Source organism: Dietzia cinnamea NBRC 102147, from assembly GCF_001571065.1.
GTDB lineage: Bacteria > Actinomycetota > Actinomycetes > Mycobacteriales > Mycobacteriaceae > Dietzia > Dietzia cinnamea.
Map to the genome: position 1 here is coordinate 25,996 of NZ_BCSW01000023.1, position 25,290 is coordinate 51,285.

Here is a 25,290-nt window from a genome sequence, read left to right on the forward strand (position 1 = left end):
GCTCACATCCTGAAGACGCCGTTGTTGACCGGCTCGAGGGGGGCGTTGGCCGCGGCCGCGAGGGCCAGGCCGAGGACGGTACGGGTGTCGGCGGGGTCGATGATCCCGTCGTCCCACAGGCGGGCCGTCGAGTAGTACGCCGTCGACTGCTCGTCGAACTGCTCACGGATCGGGGCCGTGAACTCGGCCTGCTGTTCGTCCGTCCACTCCCCTCCCGCCTTGGTCACCTGCGCGGCGCGCACCGAGGCGAGGGTGTCCGCCGCCTGCGGGCCGCCCATCACGGCGATGCGCGCGTTGGGCCACATCCACAGGAAGCGCGGCGAGTAGGCGCGGCCGCACATCGAGTAGTTGCCGGCGCCGAACGACCCGCCGACGACGACGGTGAACTTGGGCACCCGGGCACACGCGACCGCGGTGACCATCTTGGCGCCGTTCTTGGCGATACCACCGGCCTCGTACTGCCGGCCCACCATGAAACCCGTGATGTTCTGCAGGAAGACAAGAGGGATCTTGCGGCGGTCGCACAGTTCGATGAAGTGCGCGCCCTTGAGCGCGGACTCGGAGAAGATGACGCCGTTGTTGCCGATGATCCCCACCGGGTGCCCGTGGATGTGGGCGAACGCGGTGACCATCGACGTGCCGTAGTTCTCCTTGAACTCCGTGTACTCGCCGCCGTCGACGATGGTGCCGATGATGTCGCGGACGTCGTACGGCTTGCGGGAGTCGACGGGGACGAGGTCGTAGAGGTCGCTCTGGGGGCGCGCGGGCTCGCGGGGCTCGAGCACCTCCCAGTCCGGCTCGGGCGCCGGCGGGCACGTGGCGACGATCTCGCGGACCTTCATCAGCGCGTCGTAGTCATCGTCGGCGAGGTGGTCCACGACGCCCGAGGTCTTGGCGTGCAGGTCGCCGCCGCCGAGCTCCTCGGCCGTGACCTCCTCGCCCGTCGCGGCCTTCACCAGCGGCGGTCCCGCGAGGAAGATGGTGCCCTGGTTGCGGACGATGACGGCCTCGTCGCTCATCGCCGGCACGTAGGCGCCACCCGCGGTGCACGAGCCCATGACCGCGGCGATCTGGGGGATGCCCTCGGCGGACATGGTCGCCTGGTTGTAGAAGATCCGGCCGAAGTGGTCGCGGTCCGGGAAGACCTCGTCCTGCTGCAGCAGCATCGCGCCGCCCGAGTCGACGAGGTAGATGCACGGCAGGTTGTTGGCGAGCGCCACCTCCTGGCCGCGCAGGTGCTTCTTGACGGTCATCGGGTAGTACGTGCCGCCGGAGACCGTGGCGTCGTTGGCGATGATCAGGCACTCACGGCCCGAGACCCGCCCGATCCCGGCGACGACGCCCGCAGCGGGCGCCTTGCCGCCGTACATCTCCTCGGCGGCCAGCGGCGAGAGCTCGAGGAACGGGCTGCCCGGGTCGAGCAGGACGTCCACGCGCTGCCGGGCGAGGAGCTTGCCCCGCTCGAGATGGCGCGCGCGGGCCTTCTCCCCGCCGCCCTGCGCGGCCCGCTCGAGGCGCTCGCGGAGGTCGGCGAGCAGTTCCTCGTGGGCCTGGCGATTGGTGGTCGCGGAAGTCATCAGCGCCGCTCCCTTTCAGTTAAGTCGGATTAACTGAAAACGAAGATAGTGCCGCGGCTCACAAAAGTCCAGACTCGTCGTCGGTCGGTGCCTGGAACACCCTGGCTCGGCCCGTGGGCGGCCGCGCGTCGCGCACCCGGATACAGCCGCGCGCGGCCAGCCCGGATACAGCAGCGCGCGGCCAGCCCGGATACAGCAGCGCGCGGCCATGGCGTCTCGCGCGCGCCGATGCGCAGGCCGGACGCCATGCCGAGGGGCGGCGATGGCTCAGCCATACATCCGCAGGAGCGAGACGCCATACACGGGAGCGGCGGGATCACTACGACGCCCACCGGCAGCGCGGCGGCGAGTTCCGGGCGGATGGAGAGGGGCAAACGGTCCCCGTGACACCACCCCACGAAGGGATCGTGGCGAGCCTGAAACTATGCCATCCGGCGCATACGTGCAGGTAGAGAGTTTAGGCTTGCCTGGTTTAGCACAGCCTCAACTTGCTTGCAAGCCCGCGCCGTTCGGTGTTGACTCTGAGGCATACCACCCAGCCACAGCCACACGAGGAGCGATCGTCATGGCCACTCTCACCGGAATCAGCACCTGCACCGTCACCGCGTGCTCGTTCAACAGCGACCAGAGCTGCAGCGCGGGCGCGATCACCGTGGCGGGCGCCCCCGACCACGCCGAGTGCGGCACTTTCATCTCGCTGGACGTCCGCGGCGGCCTGCCCACCGCGAGCGCTCACGTCGGCGCCTGCCAGCGTGTCGAATGCACCTACAACAAGGACCTGCTCTGCTCCGCGGAGTCGGTCAAGATCGGTGCCGGCGCCGACACCGCCGACTGCCTCACCTACACCCCGGCCTGATCAGCGTGATGCCGCGCCGGCGCATCGCCTCTCAGCTGGCGCGGGCCACGTACTGACCCATCTCGCGGACGACGTCGTTGGCGCATTCCGCCCGGGTCACGAACGGCAGGTGGATGATATCGGCATCGGAGCCGAGGGCGGTCAGCAGATGCAAACCCTCCGCATCGACGCCCAGCACGTACGGCGGTTGCGCCGGGTCCCCGGACCCGGCCAGCATCGCCAGGTCGGATCCGAAGCGCGACCGGATCTCGTCCGCGAGACCGGGCGTCTCGCATGCCAGCGGGTCTGACGGGACTGCGTCCAGATGGGTCGCGTCGACCGTGCCCTCATGCCCCAGCCGGCGCACGTCGACCTCCCCGAGCTCGACCTCGATCTCGACGATCCACCCCTCGCCCTGGCGGGCGGCGCGCGCCACCCCGAAGCCGTAGAGGCTCGCCACATGCACCTTGGCCTCGACGATCGGCGCGAACTCGTCGATCATCACCACGACCTCGACCGAGTCGCCTGGCGCAACCATCAGACCGGACCAGGGTGCCGGGGTCCCGGTGACGACGATAGTCCCCTCCCCGATCCAGCGATGCCCCGCCGAGACCATGACGTCCGAGCGATTCTTGGTGCCGCGAACGGCGACGGTGGCGATACCCGATCCGTCGAGAAGACGACGCGCGCCCGTGGTGACCGGATTCGACACGATCGGGTGCGCTGTCATCGATGAGACCTCCAATTTCGGATCCAGATGCGATTGCCGCATTAGGTGACCCTTGCCTTAGTTAGTAACTCCTAAGATCCACGACCTCGCCGTATCTGTCAAGAGGTGTACCCGACATCTCAGCCCGCCCCGCCCTACAGTGGGGGCGTGACCGACGCCATAGATGCTGCCGATCAGGCAGCCGACCCGTCCGTCGGCCCACTGCGACTGCACGCCTTCCGCGGCGACGCGCTCGGCTACGACGACGCCACGGCCCTGGCCGAGAGGGTTCGCCGGCGCGAGGTCTCGCCGACCGAACTTCTCGAGGCGGCCATCGAACGCTGCGCAGCGGTGGACCCATCGCTCGGCGCTCTCGTCCACACCGACTTCGACCGCGCCCGCGCCCGCGCCGCCTGGCACGATTCCTCGGAGTTGTCCGCCCCACTGGCCGGCGTCCCGAGCGCGTTCAAGGACGCAGTCCGGGTGGCCGGTTCGCCCATGCGGATGGGCTCGCTCGCCGTGCCCGTCACCCCGGCCCTACGGGACGGCCCCTACGCGCCACTGTTCCGCGCGACGGGACTCAACCCGGTCGGAACCACCGCGATGCCACCGTTCGGTTGGACCGCCGCCACCGAGAGACAGGGCGGGCTGGTCACCCGGAACCCCTGGAACACCGGCCGGACCAGCGGCGGCTCCTCGGGCGGATCATCAGCCCTCGTCGCCGCCGGCGCGCTGCCGATCGCCCACGCCAACGACGGCGGCGGGTCGATCCGTATCCCGGCCGCGGTCACCGGACTCGTCGGCTTCAAACCGAGCCGGGGCCGGCACCCCGACGAGTCGTTCTCCGCCTCCATGCCCATCAAGCTCATCTCCCAGTCGGTCGTCACCCGGTCGGTGCGGGACACCGTCGCCTTCCTCACGGCGTTCGAGTCCGCGTATCGCCCGGTCGGCGTCCCGCCGATCGGGCACGTCCGTCGCGCGCCGCGGCGCCGCCTGCGGATCGGGATGGTCGAAGCGAGCCCCGCTGGCGGGCCGCCCGACGCCGCGGGCCTCGCGGTCTTGCGGCAGACCGCCGAGAGACTGTCCGCACTCGGGCACGAGATCCTCCCCGCAGGGGCGCCCGTCGCCGAGACGTTCCGCGATGACTTCATCGCCTACTGGGGACTACTCGCGCTGAGCACCGCCGCGGGCGGGAAGCGCCTGTTCGATCCCCTGTTCGCCCACGACCGGCTCGACCCGTTCACCCTCGGACTGGCCGCGATGGCCCGGCGGAACCTGCCGACCCTGCCCCTCCGACTCGCGCGGCTCGCCCGAGTTCGCCGACAGTTCGACGCGAACTTCGGTGACATCGACATCTACCTCAACCCGGTGGTGGCGCACGAGACTCCGGAGGTCGGGTTCCTGGACGCCGACCAGCCGTTCGAGACCCACCTGGAGCGGGTGTCCGACTGGGTCACCTTCACCCCGCTGCAGAACGTCGCCGGCTCCCCCGCCGTAGCAATGCCCACGGGCCGGGCACCGGACGGCATGCCGATCGGCGTCCACCTCTCGGCACGCCGCGGGCAGGACCGCATCCTTCTCGAACTGGCCTCCGAGTACGAGGCGGCCCACCCCTTCGCTCGCATCTGGGACTGACGGGCCCGCCCGGCGGCTCCTCGCCGGTCACACGGTTCACCAGTGCAGTAGCTACCCCACCAACCAGAGGCGGCCAACCGGAGTCAGCGCAGCCTCCCCAGTCCGCAATCTGGACGCTGGAATTCATGGCCGCCTACACGGTCACCCTCGCGGCCGCGGCGTTCCGGCGCCTGACCCTCATCGGATTCTGGACCGCGGTGATCGCGGTCGTCGCGGGGCTCGCCGTCCCGCTGCTGCTGGCCGTGCAGAACATCGGCTGGCCGTGGCGACTGAGCCGTCGGGCCCGCCGGGCGCCGCGGCTCAGTCGCCGAGGAGCTGCGTGGCGCGCGGCCCCACGCGCTGACGCAGGATCACCTCGGTGCGCGTGCGGAGAACCCCCGGGGTCGAGATGATCGCGCTGAACAACTCCTCCAGGTGAGCGTGGTCGCGGGCCACCACGCGGCAGACGAGGTCGAACTCCCCCGCCACGCTCATCACCTCGAGCACTTCCCGGACCTTCGCCAGGCCAGCGCACGTCGACTCGAGCTCCGCCTGCGCCAGCTGGATGTGGACCAGCGCGCCGAGCGGGTAGCCGAGGGCGGCGGGATTGAGCCGGGGCGCCCAAGAGGCGAGGACGCCGCGGGCCTCCAGCTTGTCGAGCCGCGCCTGCGCGGTGCCCCGGGCCACCCCGAGCCGTCGGGAGAACTCGCGGACGCCGACCCGGGGGTCGGCCATGACCACTCGGAGGAGGCGTCGGTCCGTATCGTCCAACTGGGGTGCGTGTTCCATGTGTCCACGGTAGACGACGACGAGAGGGCAACTGGCCCAGTTAGTACAGGAACCGACGCTTCCGGTTGTGCAGAGTGTGCGCCCGATCGATGACCGCGTGACGCGCCTCACATTCCGTCCTAGCCTGAGGGAGCGACCCACGACGTCACACAGGCCAGGTGTTGATCATGACCTCTCTTCTCGGCCCCTCGAGCGGCACCCACGACGACTTCCCCCGGTTCGGCCGGGCGGACGCCGGATCGTTCTCCCTCTCCGACCGCTACACGCGCGAGAGCGGCACCATCTACCTGACGGGAATCCAGGCGCTCGTCCGGACGGTCCGCGACCGTGCCCGGCTGGACCGGCGCCAGAACCTGCTCACCGCGAGCCTGGTGAGCGGCTACGAGGGATCCCCTCTCGCCGGCTACGACCTCGAGCTGGCCCGGCGTGCGGAGTTCCTCGACCCGTTCGACATCGTGCACCGTCCGGCCCTCAACGAGGAGGCCGGCGCGACGGCCGTGATGGGCTCGCAACTGGCACGCCGCACCGGCACCCTGCGCGCGACCGCCCACACCCGCGGCGCCCCGCTGCAGGGCGTGGTGGGCTACTGGTACGGCAAGGCGCCGGGCCTGGACCGCGCCACCGACGCCTTACGGCACGCCAACCTCATCGGCACCGATCCGAACGGCGGTGCCGTGGTGATGGTGGGCGACGACCCCGGGGCCAAGTCCTCGACCGTGCCGTGCGCGTCGGAGCTCGCTCTCGCCGACCTCTACATGCCCACCCTGTACCCGGCCGATTCGCAGGACGTCCTCGACTTCGGCGTGCACGCCGCGATCCTCTCCCGCGTCTCCGGGCTCTGGTCGGCGCTGAAGATCTCCGCGCACGTGGCGGACGCCTCCTCGACCGCGCTCGTGGACCCCGACCGGATCCTGCCCGTCTACGGCGATCTCGGCACCAGTCCGCACGTGCCCTCCGGGCACCTCCTGGGCTCGAACCTCATGGAGCTCGAGCAGAACCAGCTCACCATCCGCCTCCCCCGCGCCCTGGAGTACGCCCGCCTCAACCGGCTCAACCGGATCGTGCAGGCGACGGCCGACGACCGGATCGGGATCGTCGCGGCCGGCAAGACGTATCTCGACGTGCGGGAATCGCTGCGCCGTCTCGGGATCGGCGACGACGAGCTGGGCCGGCGGGGGATCCGGATCCTCAAGCTCGGCTTGATCTACCCGCTCGAGCGCACGATCCTCGACGAGTTCATGTCCGGGCTCGACGAGGTGATCGTCGTGGAGGAGAAGCGCGACTTCATCGAGACCATGATCCGGGACATCCAGTTCCGCAAGCCCGGGGTGGCGAACGTCGTCGGCAAGGCCCACGAGGACGGGTCGACCCTGTTCAGCCGCTTCGGCGAGCTCGATGTGGACTCGGTGACCCGCGGGCTCGCGCAGCGGCTCGGCACCGTCCACGGGATCGCCTCCGCCAGCGCCTGGCTCGACGGCCCGGGGCGCGTCCGCACCCGCATCGCGCTGCCCCTCGCCGCGTCGCGCACCCCATACTTCTGCTCGGGCTGCCCGCACAACAGCTCGACCAAGGTCGCGGACGGGACGCTCGTCGGCGGCGGGATCGGCTGCCACGCGATGGTGCTCATGATGGACGAACAGCAGGTCGGCCACGTCACCGGCGTCACCCAGATGGGCGGCGAGGGGATCCAGTGGACGGGGATGGCGCCGTTCCTCGACGAGCGGCACATGGTGCAGAACGTCGGCGACGGCACCTTCATGCACTCCGGGTCACTCGCGCTGCGGGCGGCGGTGGCCTCCGGGGACAACATCACCTACAAGCTGCTCTACAACGGCACGGTCGCCATGACCGGCGGGCAGGACCCGGTCGGCGAGATGAGCCTGCCGGAGATCCTGCGTCTGCTGCAGGCGGAGAAGGTCGCGAAGATCGTCGTCACGACCGACAACGTCAAGGCGACCCGGGCCCGCGGACTGCCGCGCGGCGTGGAGGTCCGCGACCGCACGGAGACCCTCGAGGTCCAGCAGGAACTCGCCGCCGTGCCCGGAGTGACGGTGCTGGTCCACGATCAGTACTGCGCTGCGGAGAAGCGCCGCCACCGCAAGCGCGGCGACTATCCCACGCCGGAGCAGCGCGTGGTGATCAACGAACGCATCTGCGAGGGCTGTGGTGACTGCGGCAAGAAGTCCAACTGCCTGTCCGTGCACCCGGTCGACACCGAGTTCGGGCGCAAGACGCAGATCGACCAGTCGACGTGCAACCTCGACTTCTCGTGTCTGCAGGGTGACTGTCCCGCCTTCGTGACCGTTGTGCCCGGGGCCCACACCGAGCGTGTGGCCATCGCGCCGTCGCTGGGCGCGGCGGATCTGCCCGAACCCGAGCGCGCCCACATCGACGCGGAGCGCGGGTTCTCGCTGCGGCTGACGGGCATCGGCGGGACCGGGATCGTCACCGTCTCGGCGGTGCTGGCCACGGCGGCCGTGCTCGACGGCAACTCGGCCAGGACCCTCGATATGACCGGCCTGGCGCAGAAGGGCGGCGCGGTGGTCTCCGACGTCCGCGTCTCCCGGTCGCCCGTGGAGCAGCCCCCCAAGATCGGGGCGGGCGACTGCGATCTCTACCTGTGCTGCGACGGGCTCGTGGGTGCCGACGACAAGCACCTCAAGGTCGCCCACCCGGAGCGGACGACGGCGGTCGTGTCCACCACGCGGACCCCCACCGGGAAGATGGTGATCGACACCTCCGAGCACTACCCCGCCACGTCGGACATCCAGGCCGCCATCGACCGGGCCTCCGCACGCGGCATCTACCTCGATCCGGGCGAGCTCACGGAGAAGCTCTTCGGCTCCACGCAGACGGCCAACATGTTCATGGTGGGCGCGGCGTACCAGAGCGGGGCCCTTCCCATCTCGGCCGGGTCGATCGAGCGGGCCGTCGAGCTCAACGGCGTCGCGGTCGAGTCGAACCTCCAGGCGTTCCGTCGGGGTCGGCAGGCCGTGGCGGATCCGCAGGCGCTGTCCGCGCTGCTCGACGGGCTTCACCGCCCGGCGACCGACGCCACCTCCGGGACGCACCAGCCCTCCCCCGTCGCCGCGCGGGTGCTCGCCGGACTCGGCGCGGAGGCCTCGGACGAGCTACGCGCCGTGGTGGCCCGGCGGGTCGACGAGCTCGTCGCCTACCAGGACGAGGCGTACGCCGCCGACTACGTCCGGCGGGTGGAAGCGGTGCGCCACGCCGAGACGCTGCATCACGGCACCCCGGCGGGCCCGGCGTCCGAGCCGCTCGCCCTGGCGGTGGCGCGGAACCTGTTCAAGCTGATGGCCTACAAGGACGAATACGAGGTGGCCCGCCTCGCACTGGACCCCGAGTTCGCCGCCCAGCTGGACGAGGACTGGGGCGAGGGGGCGGTGGCCAGGCTGCAGCTCCACCCGCCGGCTCTGCGGGCCCTGGGGATGAAGAAGAAGATCTCGTTCGGCCCGAAGGCCATGCCGGCGATGCGGGCGCTGGCCCGGATGAAGCGGCTGCGCGGCACCCCGCTGGACGTGTTCGGCTACGCCGTGGTCCGCCGGGTCGAGCGGGAGCTGCTGGACGAGTACCGCGCCCTGGTCGACGAGCTCGTGGACGACCTGCGGCGGACCGGCCCTGCGGGCCGGGACGCGACCTGGCGCGGCACCGCCGTGGCGCTGGCCGAGCTGCCGGACATTGTCCGCGGCTACGAGGAGGTCAAGCTGGCGAACGTCGAGCGCTACCGCGAGGAGATGGCCCGCCTCCGGGCCGCCCTGGGCTGACGCCCGACCGCAGCACGCCCCCCACCCCGCGGTCAGGACCGCAGGGCCGCCGACGCCATCGTGGTGAGGACGGCGCGCAGGTCGGCCTCGGCCATCGCGGGCAGGCGCGGGCTCGAGTTGAGCAGCCCGAACACCGCGTGGACGTGCGCGCGCGCCTGAGTGGAGGACAGTTCGGGCCGCAGGCGTACGAGGGCGTCGACCCACAGTTCGGCGTACTCGCGCTGCAGGGTCCGCACCTCGTGCCTCGGTGCGGCGGGCAGCGAGCCCAGGTCACGGAACTGCACGCTGATGAGGTCGGGCTCGGTGGCCACGAAGTCGACGTGGACGGCGAGCAGGGCGTCGAGCACCCGATCCGGGTCGCCGCCGCGCTCCACCGCCGCGCGACCGCCGTCGCGCAGCCGCCGGGAGATGTCGAGCAGCATCTCGGCGAGCACGTCCTCTTTGGAGGAGAAGTAGCGGTACATGCCGGGGCCGGAGATTCCCACTTCGGCGCCGATGTCATCGAGGCGCACGGCGTGGAATCCGCGGCGGGCCATGAGTCGGGCCGCGGCGGCGAGGATCTCGCCCCGCCGTCGCGCCTTGGCCTGGGCGCGCGGGGTCAGCGGGGCCGCACCGACTGCCCCGTCGACTGCCCCGCTGCCGCCCGCCCCGCTGCCCGCCGCACCGGTGCCCGCCATGTCAGTGGAAGAAGTGCCGGGCGCCGGTGAAGTACATGGTGATCCCGGCCTTCTCGGCGGCCTCGATCACCTCGGCGTCGCGCACGGAGCCGCCGGGTTGGACCACCGCGCGGACGCCGGCCTCGGCGAGCACCTGGAGCCCGTCGGCGAAGGGGAAGAACGCGTCGGAGGCGGCGACCGCACCGGTGACCCGGTCCCCCGCGCGCTGCACGGCGAGCCGCGCCGAGTCGACGCGGTTGACCTGACCCATGCCCACGCCGACGGTCGCGCCGGACTGGGCGAGCAGGATGGCGTTGGACTTGACCGCGCGGCAGGCGCGCCACGCGAACAGCAGGTCGCGAAGGGTCTGCTCGTCGGCGTCGGCGCCGCAGGCCTTGGTCCAGCCGGCCACCACGTCGCCGTCGGCGTCGAGGGAGTCGCGCTGCTGCACGAGCACACCGCCGGAGATCTGCTTGCGCTCGATCTCCTCACCGGCGGGCGGCTGCGCTTCGAGGATCCGGATGTTCTTCTTGCGCTGGAGGATCTCCACGGCGCCGTCGGCGTAGGACGGGGCGATGATGACCTCGGTGAAGATCTCGGCGACCTGCTCGGCCATCTCGACGGTGACCTCGCGGTTCGCCGCGATGACGCCGCCGAACGCGCTGACGGGGTCGCACTCGTGGGCGGCGCGGTGGGCGGCGGCGATGTCGGCGTCGATCGCGATACCGCACGGGTTGGCGTGCTTGATGATCGCGACGCACGGCTCGGCGTGGTCGAAGGCCGAGCGCCAGGCGGCGTCGCCGTCGACGTAGTTGTTGTAGCTCATCTCCTTGCCGTGCAGCTGGCGGGCCTGGGCGAGCCCGGGCGCGGCCGCGGCGTCGGTGTAGAGGGCGGCGCTCTGGTGCGGGTTCTCGCCGTAGCGCAGGGTGGCCACGAGGTCGAGGCTCTGGCCCTGCCAGACCGGGTAGCCCTCGTCCGCGACGGAGTTCTGCTCGGTCATCCAGGTGGCCACGGCCACGTCGTAGGCGCCGGTGTGGCGGAAGGCGGCGGCCGCGAGGCGGCGGCGCTGCTCGAGCGTGAACCCGCCCGCGGCGACGGCCTCCAGCGCGTCGCCGTAGCCGGCGGGGTCCACCAGGACCGCGACCGAGGGATGGTTCTTGGCCGCCGCGCGGACCATGGAGGGCCCGCCGATGTCGATCTGCTCGACGCAGGCGTCGTGGTCGGCGCCGGAGGCGACGGTGTCGGTGAAGGGGTAGAGATTGACGACGACGAGCTCGAACGGTTGCACGCCGAGGCCCTCGATCTGCTCGAGATGCTCGGGCTTGCGAGTGTCGGCGAGAATGCCGGCGTGAACCCGCGGGTGCAGGGTCTTGACCCGACCCTCGAGGCATTCCGGGAACCCGGTCAGCGCGTCGACGGGCGTCACGGCGATCCCGGCGTCCGCGATGCGCTGGGCGGTAGAGCCGGTGGAGACGATCTCGACCCCGGCGTCGGCGAGCCCCCGGGCGAGTTCTTCCAGCCCGGTCTTGTCGTAGACGCTGATGAGGGCACGGCGGACGGGCCTGCGGGAGTCGGTCACTTCAGGTGCACCTTTCGACCTTCGATGTGGAGTCGGCCGCGGGCGGCGGCCGCGAGGACGTCGACGAGCAGTTCGCGCTCGACGACCTTGATGCGTTCGTGGAGGGTGGGCTCGGTGTCGTCGGGGAGGATCTCGACGGCGCGCTGGGCGATCACCGGGCCGGTGTCGACCCCGACGTCGACCAGGTGCACGGTGCAGCCGGTGACCCGTACCCCGTACGCGAGCGCGTCGCGGACGGAGTGCGCGCCGGGGAACGACGGCAGCAGCGCGGGGTGGGTGTTGACGACGCGGTCGGCGAAGCGACCCAGGAACTCGGCGCCGAGGATGCGCATGAACCCGGCCGACACGACCCAGTCGGGCGCGAACCGTGCCACGGCCTCGGCGAGGGCGAGGTCCCAGGCGGCGCGGTCCGGATGGTCACCGGGACGGAGGACGGCGGTGGATATGCCGGCGCGGTCGGCGCGGGCGACGGCCTCGCAGTCGCGGTCGGAGACGAGCGCGATGACGCGGTACGGGCAGTCGCCTGCCGCCGCGGCGTCGAGAACGCTCTGGGCGAGGGTGCCGGAGCCGGAGGCCAGCAGCACGATCCCGCAGGACCCGCCACCGGAGGACTCGGTTTCCGCCACCTGCTGCGCTCCCGCCCGTCGATCCGGCGGCCCGCCGGTCGCGCGGGCCTCGTCTGGGGAGTCTAGTCGGCCGGTCTCGGCTCCTCGTCAGGCAGACCGGTCGAATCGTCCTCGGCGGGCTCAGCGGCGTCCCCGGCGACCTCCTCGGCCGGCTCCTCGCTCGGCTTCCCTGTCGGCTCGTCTACCGGCTCGCCAGCCTGCTCCCCTGCCGGCTCGTCAGCGACGGGCGGGTCCTCGGCCGCCGCATCCGATGGCGGGTCCGCGTCCACCGCGGTGTCGGTCTCAGGGGTTCCGTCGAGGTCGGCCGCCGCGCCCTCGGAGTGATCGGTGTCGGCTCCGAGGTGATCGACCTCGTCGTCGTCGCCCTCCCGGGCGTCGTCGTCCCCGCCGACCCCGACCGGGGCGATCACGTCGTCGGACACCGTCCCCGCACGGCGGCGGCGACGCTCGAGCTCGCTCTCCGCGCGCTCCCGGCGCCGCGTCAGGCCCGCCAGGGACAGGGCGATGGTCGCCGACCCGATGATGCCGAACAGCAACAGACCCATGCCCGCCGCGATGAGCGACCCCGTGCCCACCGTGCCGAGCACACCGAGCTCGCCCCCGGCCACGACAGGGCTCACCGCGATCACCAGCGCCACGATCGCGGCGGCCAGCCACGCCGCCTTCACCGCGTCTCCGGTCGTCCGGAACCAATGCGCCACCGACCGCGCCAACGCCGCCGCCAGGACCACCGTCACCAGCAACAGCCCCTGCACCGCCCAGTGCGGGGTGGTGGTGGGCAGCACGGCAGCCAGCGGGACCTCCGGCATCGGGCCGCGCGACACAGCGAAGACGCTGTACGAGGCCTGGCCCAGATGCGCCTCCCCGCCCACGAGCAGGGACGCGGCGCCGATCACCACGTTGGGCAGATACGCCGCCGAGATCGCGGTGAGCGCGGCCGTCCCCACGACGTCCTTACCGATCCCCAGCGCCGCCGCGACGGGCTCCCACGCCGCCACGAGGCCGACCAGGACCAGTAGGGTCGCGACCGCCCAGGCCGCGGCGACGAACGCCGCTCCGAGGTGGATGCCGCCGCGGACCCACAGCGGCACGACCTCGCGCAGGTCGCGCCGGAAGTACAGCCACACCCCCAGGCCCGCCCCGGCGATGGCCACAGCCGCCGTCCACCCCAGCGCCGACGGCAGGGACGACTCCCGCACCGCGAAGTCCGACGCCGCGGAGCCCACGAGCAGAGTCGCCAGACCGGTGAGCAGCAGACCCGCCACCGTCACGCCGGCCACCGCCGCTCCGGCCTCGCGCGCGCCCGGCTGCTCCACGTCCGCCAGCACCGCGCGGGTCTGACGCGCCAACACCGCCGCGTAGAGCACCGGCGGCAGCAGCGGGAGGAATCCCAACTCGATGGTGTCCACCACCAGCGGGACGCGGTTGAGCACCAACCACTCCACGGCGACCACGGCGAACAACGAGTCGAACCCGTCGGAGGTGAACACCAGCACGCCCAGGGTCAGCGCGGCCAACACGAGCACGGTCACGATGACGGGCAGCGCCGCGGCCGCCGCCGTCCACAGCAGCGAACGGGCGCCCGCGGGAGACCGTCGGGCGGCGGGGCGGATGACGCGTGGGGGGCTCACGCTGACCACCGTAGAGAGCCGGTCCGACATGCCCACCCCCGGCACGCCGCGACCCCCGCCATCCGGGGATGACGGGGGTCGCGGGAACGCTCACGCACGGCCACCCCTCACGGGGCCGCCGCGGGTGGTCACATGGCGTCGAGGATCTCCTTGGCGAGCTGGGCGGTCTCGGACGGCGTCTTGCCGACCTTCACGCCCGCGGCCTCGAGGGCCTCCTTCTTGGCCTGCGCGGTGCCGGCCGAGCCGGACACGATCGCGCCGGCGTGGCCCATCGTCTTGCCCTCGGGGGCGGTGAAGCCCGCGACGTAGCCGACGACCGGCTTGGTGACGTTGGCCTTGATGTAGTCGGCCGCACGCTCCTCGGCGTCGCCGCCGATCTCGCCGATCATCACGATGACCTTGGTCTCCGGGTCGTTCTCGAAGGCCTCGATGCAGTCGATGTGCGTGGTGCCGATGATCGGGTCGCCGCCGATGCCGATGGCGGTCGAGAAGCCGTAGTCGGCCAGCTCGTACATCATCTGGTAGGTCAGGGTGCCCGACTTGGACACGAGACCGACCGGGCCCTTGCCGGCGATGTTGGCCGGGGTGATGCCGACCAGCGACTCACCCGGTGTGATGATACCCGGGCAGTTGGGGCCGATGATGCGGGTCTTGCCGCCCTTGGCGAGGTTGTAGTTCCACGCGGTGGCGGTGTCCAGGACCGGCGCGCCCTCGGTGATGACCACGGCGAGCGGGATCTCCGCGTCCACGGCCTCGATGATGGCGTCCTTGGTGAACGGCGGCGGTACGAACAGGATCGTCGTGTCGGCACCGGTGGCCTCCATGGCCTCCTTCACGGAACCGAAGACGGGCAGCTCGATGTCGTTGCCGTCGGCGTCCTTGTGGGACACGGTGGTGCCGGCCTTGCGGGCGTTGACGCCACCGACGATCTGGGTGCCGGCCGCGAGCATGCGGGCCGTGTGCTTGGTGCCCTCGCCGCCGGTGATGCCCTGGACGATGACCTTGCTGTCCTTGTTGAGGAAGATCGACATGTGTGTAAGGTCCTCTGCTTCTTACTTGGCGGCCAGCTCGGCGGCCTTGTCGGCGCCGGAGTCCATATTGTCGGCCAGGGTGACGAGCGGGTGGTTCGCCTCGGCGAGGATCTTGCGACCCTCCTCGACGTTGTTGCCGTCCAGACGCACGACGAGCGGCTTGTTGGCCTCGTCGCCCAGGATCTCCAGGGCCTTGACGATGCCGTTCGCCACCGCGTCGCAGGCGGTGATGCCGCCGAAGACGTTGACGAACACGCTCTTCACCTGCTCGTCGCCGAGGATGACGTCGAGACCGTTGGCCATGACCTCGGCGGACGCGCCGCCGCCGATGTCGAGGAAGTTGGCGGGCTTGACGCCACCGTGGTTCTCGCCTGCGTAGGCGACGACGTCGAGGGTCGACATGACCAGGCCGGCGCCGTTGCCGATAATTCCGACCTCGCCGTCGAGCTTGACGTAGTTGAGGCCGTTCTCGGCGGCCTTCTGCTCGAGCGGATCGGTGGTGCCCGCATCGGCGAAGTCGGCGAAGGTGTCCTTGTGACGGAACTCGGCGTTATCGTCCAGCGTCACCTTGCCGTCGAGCGCGAGGATCTCGTCGTTCGGCGTGCGCACGAGCGGGTTGACCTCAACCAGGGTGGCGTCCTCCTTGACGAAGACCTCGTACAGCTTGGCGATGGTCACCGCGGCGGCGTCCAGCACCTCCTCCGGCAGGTGGCCGGCCTTCGCGATCTCGCGGGCCTTGGCCACGTCGACGCCCTCGGTGGGGTCGATGTTGATCTTCGCGAGCCGGTCCGGGGACTCCTCGGCGACCTGCTCGATCTCGACGCCGCCCTCGACCGAGCACATGGCCAGGTAGTTGCGGTTAGCGCGATCGACAAGGAAGGAGATGTAGTACTCCTCCGCGATGTCACTGGCCTCGGCGACCAGCAGCTTCTTGACGATGTGGCCCTTGATGTCCAGGCCCAGGATGTCCTCGGCCCGGGCTCGAGCCTCCTTGGCATCCTCTGCCAGCTTCACGCCGCCGGCCTTACCACGGCCACCGACCTTCACCTGGGCCTTGACGACAACAGGCTTGCCGATCTCGGCCGCGACCTTCTCGGCCTCCTCCGCGGTGTCCGCGACGCGCCCCGGGGTGGTGGGCACGTCATGCTTCGCGAAAAGAGCCTTTGCCTGGTATTCAAAGAGATCCATCAGCTCACCATCTTGACGTGGGTAGATTCGCCCGGCCCTGTTGTAAAGCCGAGTCCTGCCTCATCCTAGGCGCGCGGTGTGTCGCCCGTCGCACCCCGGGGGTATGTGTGTGTATGTATGTGCACTGAATCACAGCGCGCGTCAGCCCGGGCGCGATCGCCGACGCCCTCTGGCCCCCTCGGGATCCTTCCAACCCCTCGAACCACGCGAGTCACACCGGTGTGATGCACTCCGCTCCCGCGGGGCGGTCGCCGCCTTGCGAGGCCGTTGCCGGTCCGTTACCTTGGACGACGTTCATCACGAAAAGATCACGGCGCGACGACAGAGGGGAAACGACCACGGTGAGAGAGTCGCATCAGGAAGTAGCAGCGACTCCTGTCGTCATTCCTCCGGCCGGTGCGCATCGCGTCGGCCGCCACCGGATGCCCGCGCCGCCGACCGCCCTGCGCGGTCGCGCCGCCGTCCTCGCCGTGGCCGCGGGCGCCGCGGTCTCCGCCGCCTCGGCGGGCTCCGCGCTCAACGCTACCGGCACGCACTCGGCCGAGGCCGGCGACATCGCCCTGCTGGCCAACGGCGAGCCGGCCCCCGCCACCACGAGCCCCGCGGCGCCCGGCACCTCCACGCCGGCGACACCGTCCGCACCCGCGCCCGTCGTGGTCCCCGCCTCCGTCGGGGAAACCGACACCGAGAACATCCAGTCGGCCATGCTCTACGCGGGCACGGAGATCAACGCGCAGCGTGAGATCGCCGAGGAGCAGGCCCGGCGGCCGAAGGTCTCCCGCCCCGCGTTCGGCTCGTTCACCTCGCCGTACGCGATGCGCTGGGGCACGATGCACCAGGGCATCGACATCGCCAACGTCAACGGGACGCCGATCCTGGCGGCGACCGACGGCGTCGTGATCGACGCTGGTCCCGCCCAGGGCTTCGGCAACTGGATCCGCATCATGTCCGACGACGGCACGATGACCGTCTACGGCCACATGGAGCGGCTCGACGTCCAGAAGGGCCAGCGCGTGTACGCCGGCCAGCAGATCGCCGGAATGGGTAACCTCGGGTTCTCCACCGGCACCCACCTGCACTTCGAGGTCCTGGTCAACGGCGGCAAAGACTACGTCGACCCGGTCGTGTGGCTCGCCCAGCACGGTCTCGACCTGGCCACGGGCAGCCTCGCCGGCTCCCACGACCACGCCCACGGCTCGCTCGGCAACTGAGCACACCCGCCCTCGCTGCCCGGCTACCACCGCCTCACCGGGCCCGCGATCCGCTGAGCAGTAGGTCGACCAACGCGTCCACCTCGGGCGCGTCCATCGGGCGGCGCATCGCCAGGGGCGTGAAGATGATCGGCGCGAGGAGTGTGTCGACCACCGTGCGCGGGTCGAGCCCCTCCGCGACCTCGCCCCTCTCCGCGGCGTCGTGCGCCAGTCGATGCCACGACTCCATCGCCGGCCGCCACAGATCCAGCACCGTCTGGTTGAACTCCGGATGCTGGCCGCCCGCCATGATCGCGGCGATCGCGCCCTCGACCGGCCCCGCGGCGAACTCAGCGAGCCTGTGCGCGAGCGCCCGGAGATTCTCATCCCACGAGCCGGAGGCTTCGACGACCGGCGCCCGCCGCCCATGGGTCCGCAGGGCCTACGGGCAGATCGTGACGAGTCGGCCACCACCGGTAGACCGTCCGCCGACCCACCCCCGCTCGCGCCGCGACGTCGACGATACTGAAGGTCAGATGCCCCTCAGCCAGGTAGCCGAGTGTCGCCTCCCCCACCGACTGACGCACCTTCTCGCTGCGCCCACCTGCGCGTACCCGCGCCCGTCCTTTCTCGGTCTCCACCCGGCCGCACCTCCGCCCCCGATCGAGTGATAAAAGCGCTTACACATTCTTATCGACACAATCCGGGCTTCCAAAACCACCTGCATGACATTCTCCGCTAGGACAGGTCACCGGCGCACCGGGAGGGGAACCCGCTCACGAGGACACGACTCATCCCGACGTCGCCGTGGTCGGCGCGGGCCCGATCGGCGCCGCGACCGGTCGCCATGACCAGCGTCGGCGCCACCGTCGTCCTCGCGGAGGTGGAGGGCGCGCAAAGCCTGGACATGCGACCCTGGTGCTGCTGAAGTACCGCGACGGTGAGCGCCCGGTGGTCCCCCTTCCGCGTCAGAGCTCCTGCGGCGCTCAGAGCTTCTGCATGGGGACGCCCCCGATGAGCATGAGCCGCACCTTCCCGGAGGCACCGAAGTCGATGGTCGCCGTGGCGCGCGGACCGCTGCCGTCGCAGGAGAGCACCTTGCCGAGGCCGTACTTGTCGTGCGTGACCCGGTCACCCGGCGCCAACTCCAGCGCGGGCGCGGACGGCTTCGCGCGCGGGATCCCGGGCGACCGTCCACCGGAGCCGCCGCCGGAACTGAATCCACCGGAGCTGCCGCCGAAGCGCCGCCGCGGGGCGTACGAGTCGTCGTCCCCGAACCCGGCCCCGCCGGCGGGCTCCTCCCGCTGCCACTCGATCGCCTCGGAGGGGATCTCCTCCAGGAACCGCGACCCCGGGTTGGTCATGGGCTGGCCCCACGACGAGCGCATCATGGCCCGCGTCAGGTACAGACGCCGCCGGGCGCGGGTGATGCCGACGTAGGCCAGCCGCCGCTCCTCGGACAGCTCCGCTGGATCGCCCAGCGCCCGCATGTGCGGGAACAGTCCGTCCTCCATACCGATGAGGAACACCACCGGGAACTCCAGGCCCTTTGCGGTGTGCAGGGTCATGAGTGTGACCTGCCCCTGATCGTCGTCGGGGATCTCGTCCGCGTCGGCCACCAGCGACACGCGCTCCAGGAACGCCGCCAGCGACCCCGGCTCGGCGAGACCCTCGTCCAGGTCCGGGTCCGCGTCGGCCTCCTCCACGAAGCCCTGCTCGCGGGCGGAGCGTTGGAGCGCCGCCTCGGACGAGAACTCCCGCCCCACGCCCACCAGCTCGTTGAGGTTGTCGAGTCGCGCCGCGTCCTGCGGATCGTTGGACGCCTCCAGCTCGGCGCGGTAGCCGGTGCGCTCGAGTACCGCCTCCACGAGCGCGCCCACGTCGGGCGCGGAGTCGTGCCCGCCGGCGTGGTCGTCGCCGTCGAGGCGCCCGCGCAGGTCGTCGAGCATCTCGACGAACCCGGCGATCGCCTTGACCGAACGCGAAGGCAGCAGCGAGACCTTCCCCTCCGCCGCGTCGCGCAAGGCCTGCGCGAAACCGATCCCGCGCTGCTCGGCGTGGACCACGACGCACGCCTCGGCCCGGTCGCCGATTCCGCGCCGCGGGGTGTTGAGGATACGCCGGATCGCCACCGCGTCGTCCGGGTTGTTCAGCACCTTGAGGTAGGCGACCACGTCGCGCACCTCCTTACGCTCGTAGAAGCGCGTACCGCCGACGACCTTGTACGGCAGGCCGAGGCGGACGAACACGTCCTCGATCACGCGTGAGGAGTTGTTGGTCCGGTAGAACACAGCGACGTCGGAGTACGAAGCCTCCCCCGCGTCCACCAAGCGGTCGATCTCCCCGGCGATGAACCTCGCCTCGTCGTGCTCGTTGTCCGCGACGTACCCCACCAGCAGCTCGCCGGCACCCTCGGCGGTCCACAGGTTCTTCTCGCGCCGCCCGGCGTTCCGCGCGATCACGGCGTTGGCGGCCGAGAGGATGGTCTGGGTGGAGCGGTAGTTCTGCTCCAACAGGATGGACCGGGCGTCGGGGTAGTCGTGCTCGAAGTCCTCGATGTTCCGGATCGTGGCCCCGCGGAACGCGTAGATCGACTGATCCGCGTCACCCACCACACAGAGTTCGGCCGGGGGGACGCCCACCTCGTCGTCGTCGGACGCCGTGCCGCCCACGAGGGTGCGGACCAGGACGTACTGCGCGTGGTTGGTGTCCTGGTACTCGTCCACCATGACGTGGCGGAACCGCCGCCGGTAGTACGCGGCGACCTCCGGGTGCGCGCGTAACAGGGCGACGGTCTCACCGATGAGATCGTCGAAGTCGAATGCGTTGGCCGCCTGCAGCCGCGCCTGGTACTCGGTGAACACGGCGGCCACGGTCTGCGCGGTGCGGTCCGAGTCCTCGAGCGCCCGGTCCATGGCCTCAGCCGGGTCGCGCAGCTCGTTCTTGTGGCTGGAGATGGCCGAGGCGAGCATGCGCGGGGTGAACTTCTTGACCTCGAGCTGCTGCTCCTTGGCGATCATCCCCAGCAGACGCCGGGAGTCGTCCGAGTCGTAGATCGTGAAGTTCGAGTTGCGGGTCCCGAGCAGCGCGGACTGGGCCCGGAGGATGCGCACGCAGATCGAGTGGAAGGTGGCCACCCACATCCGCTCGGCGTGCGGGCCGACCAGCGCCGCGACGCGCTCCCGCATCTCCGCCGCGGCCTTGTTGGTGAACGTGATGGCCAGGATCTGCCCCGGGTGCGCACCGCCCTCGGCCAGCAGGTGGGCGATCCGCCGCGTGAGCACGCTGGTCTTGCCCGACCCCGCGCCCGCGACGATCAACAGCGGGCCGCCGCGGTGGGTGACCGCGGCGGCCTGCTGTGGGTTGAGCCCGTCAAGGAGGGCTGAGTGGGCCGAGTGGGCCGAGTGGGGCGAGTGGGGCGAGTGCTGGCGGGCGGGGGCGGAGGCGGTGTCGGTCATCGTGGGTCCAATCTACCCACCCGGTCCGACACGGCCCGTGGTCAGCGCGTGCGGGCCCCCATGAACTCCTCGACCTGCGAGGCAGTGGCGTCCAGACGCGGGTCATTGTCCAGGTAATGACGCGTCTCGCGGACGATCAGCCCGGACAGTACGAGCAGGCCGATGAGGTTCGGGATGGCCATGAGGCCGTTCATCACGTCGGCGAAGTTCCACACCACCTCGAGTTCGGTGACGGCGCCGATGAACACCACGCAGGTGAAGACCATGCGGTACGGGATGACGCCGCGCGCGCCCACGAGCCGCTCCATGCACCGCTCGCCGTAGTACGACCAGCCGAGGATGGTGGAGAAGGCGAAGAACGCGATGGACACCGCGACGAGCTTGTCGCCCTCGGGGATCGCCGAGGCGAAGGCGTCGGCGGTCATCGTGCCCGCGACGTCACCGCCTCCCTGCCACACGTCGGTGGTGACCAGGACCAGGCCGGTGAAGGTGACGACGATGATCGTGTCGATGAACGTCTGCGTCATCGAGACCAGACCCTGCCGGGTGGGGTGGGTGGTCCGGGCCGCCGCGGCCGCGATCGCCGCCGAACCCATGCCTGACTCGTTGGAGAAGATTCCGCGGGCGACGCCCATCTGGATGGCGTACAGGATCGCGGAGCCGGCGAAGCCACCGACGGCCGCGGTGCCGGTGAAGGCGTCGGTGAACACCAGGGCGAACGCGGCAGGGATCTGCTCGGCGTTGACGACCAGCACCACGAGCCCGCCGATGATGTAGAGCAGGATCATGAGCGGGACGAACCCGGCGGTGACCCGGCCGATCGACTTGATGCCGCCGAGGAGCACGGCGCCCGTCAGGACGAAGAGGACGATGCCGGTGGTCACGTGGGAGACACCGAACGAGTTCTCCAGCTGGGTGGCCACGGCGTTGCCCTGGGTCATGTTGCCGATGCCGAAGCTGGCCAGGACGGCGAACACCGCGAACACGATTGACAGGACCAGGCCGACCCGCCCGCCGGTACGGCCGAAGATCTCGGCGAAGCCACGGTGGAGGTAGTACTGCGGGCCGCCGGATTGCTCGCCGCGCGCGTCGGTGACGCGGTAGCGCACGCCCAGGAAGGCCTCGGAGTATTTGGACGCCATGCCGACGAGCGCGGTGATCCACATCCAGAACAGCGCACCCGGCCCGCCGAGCGCGATCGCGGTGGCGACGCCGACGATGTTGCCGACGCCGACCGTGGCCGCCAGCGCCGTGGTGAGCGCCTGGTACTGCGAGATGTCGCCCTCGCCGCCGTCGTCCTTCCGCTTGACCAGGCCGAGCCGCAGCGCGGGGGCGAGCTTGCGGAACTGCAACGCCCGCAGTCGGATGGTGAGGAAAAGGCCGGTGCCCAGCAGCAGCGGGATGAGGACGAACGGCCCCCAGATCACCGATCCGATGTCGGCGAGAAACGAGTTGATTTCTTCCACGGGCGCAAACATTAGACGGTTGTTCGGTCGCTCCGGGGTGCAGTGGGATAATTCGCTCCATGAGCACCGACCCCGCCGGCACCGACGATCCGCTGTCCGAGGCCGAGATCCAGGAACTGCGGCTGGAGATCGACCGTCTGGACGCCGAGATCCTCGACGCCATCACCCGCCGCAGCGAGATCTCCCGCCGCATCGGCCGCACGCGTATGCAGTCGGGCGGCACCAAGCTCGTGCACACGCGCGAGCTCAAGGTCTACGAGCGCTTCGCATCCCTCGGCGAGGAGGGCCAGACGCTCGCCGGGATGCTCCTCCGCCTAGGCCGCGGCCGGTTGGGGTACTAGGCGACCCGCCTATTGAACCGGTCCCCGCCTGCCGGACGTCGACGCGAAGCCCAGCCATGTGTGGTGGTTGCCCGCCCAGCACCACCCCACCTTGGGCGCGCCCTTGTTCTCCTTGCCGTCGCGTCCGGTGCCGCCGCTGATCCACAGCGCGGGAGTGCGGGAGTCGAGCCCGCCGGTCGGCTTGGGTTTGCGCGAGCCGATGCACATGAAGCACGCGCCCGGCTCGAGCGCGTCGGGTTGCTGCAGGGCCCAGCTGATCCCCTCGGAGACGGTCAGCGGTGTGCGTCCGCGGGCGGTCAGTTCCGCGTGCGCGTCGGTGGGGGTCCAGTCCAGCATGTCGTCACCGCGGGTGACGTCGCCGAGAAGGTACAGCGGCGCGTCGGGGAGTGTGATGTCGTCGGTGGGTGTGAAGTCGGCGAGGTCGGTCATGTCGACGACGACGAAGCCCGCCTTCCCGTCGCGGCGCATGAGGGCGGCCAGTCGCGCGGCCGACAGGAGTGAGGGGTGGACGGCCAGAACTGCTCCGCCTTCGTCCCGCCCGTCACCGGATTCGGCGACCAGCGTGCGGGCGTGGTCCCGCAGCTGATCGGCACCGATCCCGGCGAACTCCGGCACGCGGAGTGCGACGAGGCGCTCGGCCTGCGCGGTAACAGAGGAGGCGATGGGGAAGGCCGGTGCAGAATCGGCTGGAGTTACGGGGGTCACATCCCCTGAACAGTGGGCAGCGCGTTCGTATTCCCGGCTAATCTCGCAGCCATGACCGACATCAGCACGACGGAGCAGTGGGCAGCGGTCGAGGGTCTGGTCCCCTCGATCGGCGAGGTGACGTTGCGCGAACTGTTCGACGCCGATCCCGAACGCGGTCGCCGGATGTCGGTCACGGCGGGCGACCTGCACGTGGACCTGTCCAAGCACCTGGTCACCGACGAGATCCTGCACGCCCTCACCGAACTGGCCCACGCCGCCAGGCTTCCGGCGCAGCGAGCGGCAATGTTCCGGGGCGACCGCATCAACACGACCGAGGACCGGTCCGTCCTCCACACGGCGCTCAGGCTCCCGGCCGATGCCGAGCTCGTCGTCGACGGCTCCGACGTGGTGGCCGACGTCCACGCGGTCCTGGCGCGCATGACCGATCTCGCCGACCGCGTCCGCTCGGGCGAGTGGACCGGGTACACGGGCGAGCGGATCGACACGGTGGTCAACATCGGCATCGGCGGCTCGGACCTCGGCCCGGTGATGGTGGACGCCGCGCTACGCGATCTCCAGACCGCCGGGATCCGCGCGCGCTACGTCTCGAACGTCGACCCTGCGGACCTCACCGCCACCCTCGCCGAGATCAATCCGGCCACCACACTGGTCGTGGTCGCCTCCAAGACGTTCACCACGCAGGAGACGATGGCCAACGCGCATGCGGCGCGGCGGCACTTCATCGAGGCCCTGAGGTCGGAGGACGCGATCGCCTCTCACTTCGTCGCTGTGTCGACCGCCGCGGACAAGGTGGCCGACTTCGGCATCGCCCCGGACAACATGTTCGGTTTCTGGGACTGGGTCGGCGGCCGCTACTCGGTGTCTTCCGCGATCGGTCTGTCGGTGATGATCACGGCGGGCCCGGCGGCGTTCGTCGAGATGCTCGAGGGCTTCCACACCATGGATCTGCACTTCGCCACCGAGGCGCCCGAGCACAACGCGCCGGTCCTCATGGCGCTGCTCGGGATCTGGTACACGTGCTTCCTCGGCGCGCAGTCCAAGGCCGTCATCCCCTACTCCCAGGACCTCCACCGGTTCCCCGCCTACCTGCAGCAGCTCACCATGGAGTCCCTCGGCAAGTCCGTGCGCCTCGACGGTTCGGACGTTACTTATCCGACCGGCGAGGTCTACTGGGGCGAGCCCGGCACGAACGGACAGCACGCCTTCTTCCAGCTGCTCCACCAGGGCACCCAGCTCGTGCCCGTCGACTTCATCGGCGTGGCACGGCCGGCCGCGGACCTGGCCGCCGACGTCCCCGGCTCAGCGGAACCCGTCTCGATGCACGACATGCTCATGGCCAACCTCTTCGCCCAGTCGCGGGTCCTGGCGTTTGGCAAGACCGAGGAGGAGGTCCTCGCCGACGGCGTCGATCCCGCCCTCGCCCCGCACAAGGTCATGCCCGGCAACCGGCCCTCGACGACGATCCTCGCGCCGTCCCTGTCCCCGAGCGTCGTGGGCCAGCTCATCGCGCTGTACGAGCACATCGTGTTCACCCAGGCGGCGATTCTCGGCATCAACGCGTTCGACCAGTGGGGCGTCGAACTGGGCAAGGCACAGGCCGGTGAGCTCCTCTCCGCCCTCACCGCCGAGACCCACCCCGAGCCGGGCTTCGACTCCTCCACGGACTCACTCGTCGAGATCTACCGAGAGGCCCGCGGGCGGCGCTGACGCCGGCCCGGCCGGCGCTGCCGTGGGCCCGGCCGGCGGACCCGATCACTGCCCAGAGTCTCCCGGCGCACTGCCGCCGCCTCCGCCTGACACGTACCCCTTGTGGTGTCGAACACGTGGACGTAGAATAGAACACGTATTCGAGGCATAGCGCGGCACGGCCGCACGGTCGACCACGGGGGGTGGGGCATGGACGGCGATCCCGAGCGCACGGCCGGTGGCTCCGCGTCCTCTTCCGGCCCTGCCGGCTCCACTGGCTCGTCGGGCCCTGCTGACTCTCCCGGTGGCGGCCCGGCGGCGTTGACGGGGTTGACGGCGGCGGCGCGGGACGGCTGGGCGACCGAGAACCGCGCGGCCGCGCAGCGCCTGGTCGCCTGCTACGCCCTGCTGCAGGAGTGCT

General features: G+C 70.7%; 21 protein-coding genes. 7 read left to right on the forward strand and 14 right to left on the reverse strand.

Going from position 1 to position 25,290, the window contains the following annotated elements:
* Positions 1–2 precede the first annotated feature (2 nt).
* Positions 3–1,577, reverse strand: coding sequence for a carboxyl transferase domain-containing protein (locus tag DCI01S_RS09855; protein ID WP_061229048.1), 1,575 nt, complete (start codon positions 1,575–1,577; stop codon positions 3–5).
* Positions 1,578–2,142: 565 nt separating this feature from the next.
* Between DCI01S_RS09855 and DCI01S_RS09860 the strand changes: the two genes are divergently transcribed.
* Positions 2,143–2,433, forward strand: coding sequence for a DUF1540 domain-containing protein (locus DCI01S_RS09860; RefSeq protein WP_061229049.1), 291 nt, complete (start codon positions 2,143–2,145; stop codon positions 2,431–2,433).
* A gap of 31 nt (positions 2,434–2,464) precedes the next feature.
* On the opposite strand, the gene DCI01S_RS09865 is transcribed toward DCI01S_RS09860, so the two are convergent.
* Complete coding sequence (locus DCI01S_RS09865; protein WP_061229050.1) at positions 2,465–3,142, reverse strand: hypothetical protein; 678 nt, start codon at positions 3,140–3,142, stop codon at positions 2,465–2,467.
* A gap of 147 nt (positions 3,143–3,289) precedes the next feature.
* Here DCI01S_RS09865 and DCI01S_RS09870 point away from each other — a divergent pair, with 147 nt between their 5' ends.
* Complete coding sequence (locus DCI01S_RS09870) at positions 3,290–4,756, forward strand: amidase (protein ID WP_061229051.1); 1,467 nt, start codon at positions 3,290–3,292, stop codon at positions 4,754–4,756.
* Between the two features lie 300 nt (positions 4,757–5,056).
* Here DCI01S_RS09870 and DCI01S_RS09875 read toward each other — a convergent pair whose 3' ends face one another.
* Positions 5,057–5,524 carry an Lrp/AsnC family transcriptional regulator gene (locus DCI01S_RS09875; RefSeq protein WP_061229052.1) on the reverse strand — a complete coding sequence of 156 codons (468 nt, stop codon included), beginning with the start codon at positions 5,522–5,524 and terminating at the stop codon, positions 5,057–5,059.
* A gap of 167 nt (positions 5,525–5,691) precedes the next feature.
* Here DCI01S_RS09875 and DCI01S_RS09880 point away from each other — a divergent pair, with 167 nt between their 5' ends.
* Positions 5,692–9,309, forward strand: a complete 3,618-nt coding sequence (locus DCI01S_RS09880; RefSeq protein ID WP_061229068.1) for an indolepyruvate ferredoxin oxidoreductase family protein — start codon at positions 5,692–5,694, stop codon at positions 9,307–9,309.
* Positions 9,310–9,341: 32 nt separating this feature from the next.
* Here the strand turns inward: DCI01S_RS09880 and DCI01S_RS09885 are convergent, their stop codons facing one another.
* From DCI01S_RS09885 to sucC, 6 genes are all read right to left on the reverse strand, one after another.
* On the reverse strand, positions 9,342–9,986 hold the full coding sequence (locus DCI01S_RS09885) for a TetR/AcrR family transcriptional regulator (RefSeq protein ID WP_082767727.1): 645 nt from the start codon (positions 9,984–9,986) through the stop codon (positions 9,342–9,344).
* A gap of 1 nt (position 9,987) precedes the next feature.
* Positions 9,988–11,544, reverse strand: coding sequence for a bifunctional phosphoribosylaminoimidazolecarboxamide formyltransferase/IMP cyclohydrolase (gene purH, locus DCI01S_RS09890; RefSeq protein WP_061229053.1), 1,557 nt, complete (start codon positions 11,542–11,544; stop codon positions 9,988–9,990).
* Positions 11,541–12,170, reverse strand: coding sequence for a phosphoribosylglycinamide formyltransferase (gene purN, locus DCI01S_RS09895; protein ID WP_174521547.1), 630 nt, complete (start codon positions 12,168–12,170; stop codon positions 11,541–11,543). Before purN ends, purH begins: the two co-directional genes overlap by 4 nt.
* Positions 12,171–12,232: 62 nt before the next feature.
* Positions 12,233–13,801 carry a cell division protein PerM gene (locus DCI01S_RS09900; RefSeq protein WP_244881697.1) on the reverse strand — a complete coding sequence of 523 codons (1,569 nt, stop codon included), beginning with the start codon at positions 13,799–13,801 and terminating at the stop codon, positions 12,233–12,235.
* A 128-nt stretch (positions 13,802–13,929) separates the two neighbouring features.
* Entirely contained in the window at positions 13,930–14,832 is a 903-nt protein-coding gene (gene sucD, locus DCI01S_RS09905) for a succinate--CoA ligase subunit alpha (RefSeq protein WP_061229055.1), read from the reverse strand.
* A gap of 21 nt (positions 14,833–14,853) precedes the next feature.
* Complete coding sequence (gene sucC, locus DCI01S_RS09910; protein ID WP_061229056.1) at positions 14,854–16,020, reverse strand: ADP-forming succinate--CoA ligase subunit beta; 1,167 nt, start codon at positions 16,018–16,020, stop codon at positions 14,854–14,856.
* A 422-nt stretch (positions 16,021–16,442) separates the two neighbouring features.
* On the opposite strand from sucC, the gene DCI01S_RS09915 reads away from it, so the two are divergent.
* Positions 16,443–17,231 (forward strand): M23 family metallopeptidase, encoded by a 789-nt coding sequence (locus tag DCI01S_RS09915; RefSeq protein WP_061229057.1) that lies wholly within the window; start codon positions 16,443–16,445, stop codon positions 17,229–17,231.
* Positions 17,232–17,265: 34 nt separating this feature from the next.
* On the opposite strand, the gene DCI01S_RS09920 is transcribed toward DCI01S_RS09915, so the two are convergent.
* From DCI01S_RS09920 to DCI01S_RS09930, 4 genes are all read right to left on the reverse strand, one after another.
* Entirely contained in the window at positions 17,266–17,649 is a 384-nt protein-coding gene (locus tag DCI01S_RS09920; RefSeq protein ID WP_082767728.1) for a TetR-like C-terminal domain-containing protein, read from the reverse strand.
* Positions 17,650–17,948: 299 nt separating this feature from the next.
* Positions 17,949–18,119: a hypothetical protein gene (locus DCI01S_RS17210; protein WP_156482573.1), complete on the reverse strand. Its 171-nt coding sequence runs from the start codon at positions 18,117–18,119 to the stop codon at positions 17,949–17,951.
* A gap of 77 nt (positions 18,120–18,196) precedes the next feature.
* Positions 18,197–20,668: a UvrD-helicase domain-containing protein gene (locus DCI01S_RS09925; protein ID WP_061229059.1), complete on the reverse strand. Its 2,472-nt coding sequence runs from the start codon at positions 20,666–20,668 to the stop codon at positions 18,197–18,199.
* Between the two features lie 41 nt (positions 20,669–20,709).
* The gene (locus DCI01S_RS09930; protein WP_438356735.1) at positions 20,710–22,134 is read right to left on the reverse strand and encodes an alanine/glycine:cation symporter family protein; all 1,425 of its coding nucleotides are present in this window, start codon (positions 22,132–22,134) and stop codon (positions 20,710–20,712) included.
* Positions 22,135–22,193: 59 nt separating this feature from the next.
* On the opposite strand from DCI01S_RS09930, the gene DCI01S_RS09935 reads away from it, so the two are divergent.
* The gene (locus tag DCI01S_RS09935; RefSeq protein ID WP_061229061.1) at positions 22,194–22,475 is read left to right on the forward strand and encodes a chorismate mutase; all 282 of its coding nucleotides are present in this window, start codon (positions 22,194–22,196) and stop codon (positions 22,473–22,475) included.
* 9 nt (positions 22,476–22,484) lie between these two features.
* Here DCI01S_RS09935 and DCI01S_RS09940 read toward each other — a convergent pair whose 3' ends face one another.
* Positions 22,485–23,180, reverse strand: coding sequence for a DUF5701 family protein (locus DCI01S_RS09940; RefSeq protein WP_061229062.1), 696 nt, complete (start codon positions 23,178–23,180; stop codon positions 22,485–22,487).
* A 51-nt stretch (positions 23,181–23,231) separates the two neighbouring features.
* Here DCI01S_RS09940 and pgi point away from each other — a divergent pair, with 51 nt between their 5' ends.
* Positions 23,232–24,890, forward strand: coding sequence for a glucose-6-phosphate isomerase (pgi, locus tag DCI01S_RS09945; RefSeq protein ID WP_061229063.1), 1,659 nt, complete (start codon positions 23,232–23,234; stop codon positions 24,888–24,890).
* Positions 24,891–25,079: 189 nt separating this feature from the next.
* The coding region (locus tag DCI01S_RS17215; RefSeq protein ID WP_218001315.1) for a hypothetical protein at positions 25,080–25,290 on the forward strand (211 nt) is incomplete at its 3' end.

Bases quoted from the DNA above. Each gene is read 5' to 3' on its own strand.
- DCI01S_RS09855 (WP_061229048.1), bottom strand. From the start codon at position 1,577: ATGACTTCCGCGACCACCAATCGCCAGGCCCACGAGGAACTGCTCGCC.
- pgi (WP_061229063.1), top strand. From the start codon at position 23,232: ATGACCGACATCAGCACGACGGAGCAGTGGGCAGCGGTCGAGGGTCTG.
- DCI01S_RS09865 (WP_061229050.1), bottom strand. From the start codon at position 3,142: ATGACAGCGCACCCGATCGTGTCGAATCCGGTCACCACGGGCGCGCGT.
- DCI01S_RS17210 (WP_156482573.1), bottom strand. From the start codon at position 18,119: ATGTCCAGGCTTTGCGCGCCCTCCACCTCCGCGAGGACGACGGTGGCG.
- DCI01S_RS09880 (WP_061229068.1), top strand. From the start codon at position 5,692: ATGACCTCTCTTCTCGGCCCCTCGAGCGGCACCCACGACGACTTCCCC.
- DCI01S_RS09875 (WP_061229052.1), bottom strand. From the start codon at position 5,524: ATGGAACACGCACCCCAGTTGGACGATACGGACCGACGCCTCCTCCGA.
- sucC (WP_061229056.1), bottom strand. From the start codon at position 16,020: ATGGATCTCTTTGAATACCAGGCAAAGGCTCTTTTCGCGAAGCATGAC.
- DCI01S_RS09885 (WP_082767727.1), bottom strand. From the start codon at position 9,986: ATGGCGGGCACCGGTGCGGCGGGCAGCGGGGCGGGCGGCAGCGGGGCA.
- sucD (WP_061229055.1), bottom strand. From the start codon at position 14,832: ATGTCGATCTTCCTCAACAAGGACAGCAAGGTCATCGTCCAGGGCATC.
- DCI01S_RS09915 (WP_061229057.1), top strand. From the start codon at position 16,443: ATGCCCGCGCCGCCGACCGCCCTGCGCGGTCGCGCCGCCGTCCTCGCC.
- DCI01S_RS09935 (WP_061229061.1), top strand. From the start codon at position 22,194: ATGAGCACCGACCCCGCCGGCACCGACGATCCGCTGTCCGAGGCCGAG.
- DCI01S_RS09860 (WP_061229049.1), top strand. From the start codon at position 2,143: ATGGCCACTCTCACCGGAATCAGCACCTGCACCGTCACCGCGTGCTCG.
- DCI01S_RS09925 (WP_061229059.1), bottom strand. From the start codon at position 20,668: ATGACCGACACCGCCTCCGCCCCCGCCCGCCAGCACTCGCCCCACTCG.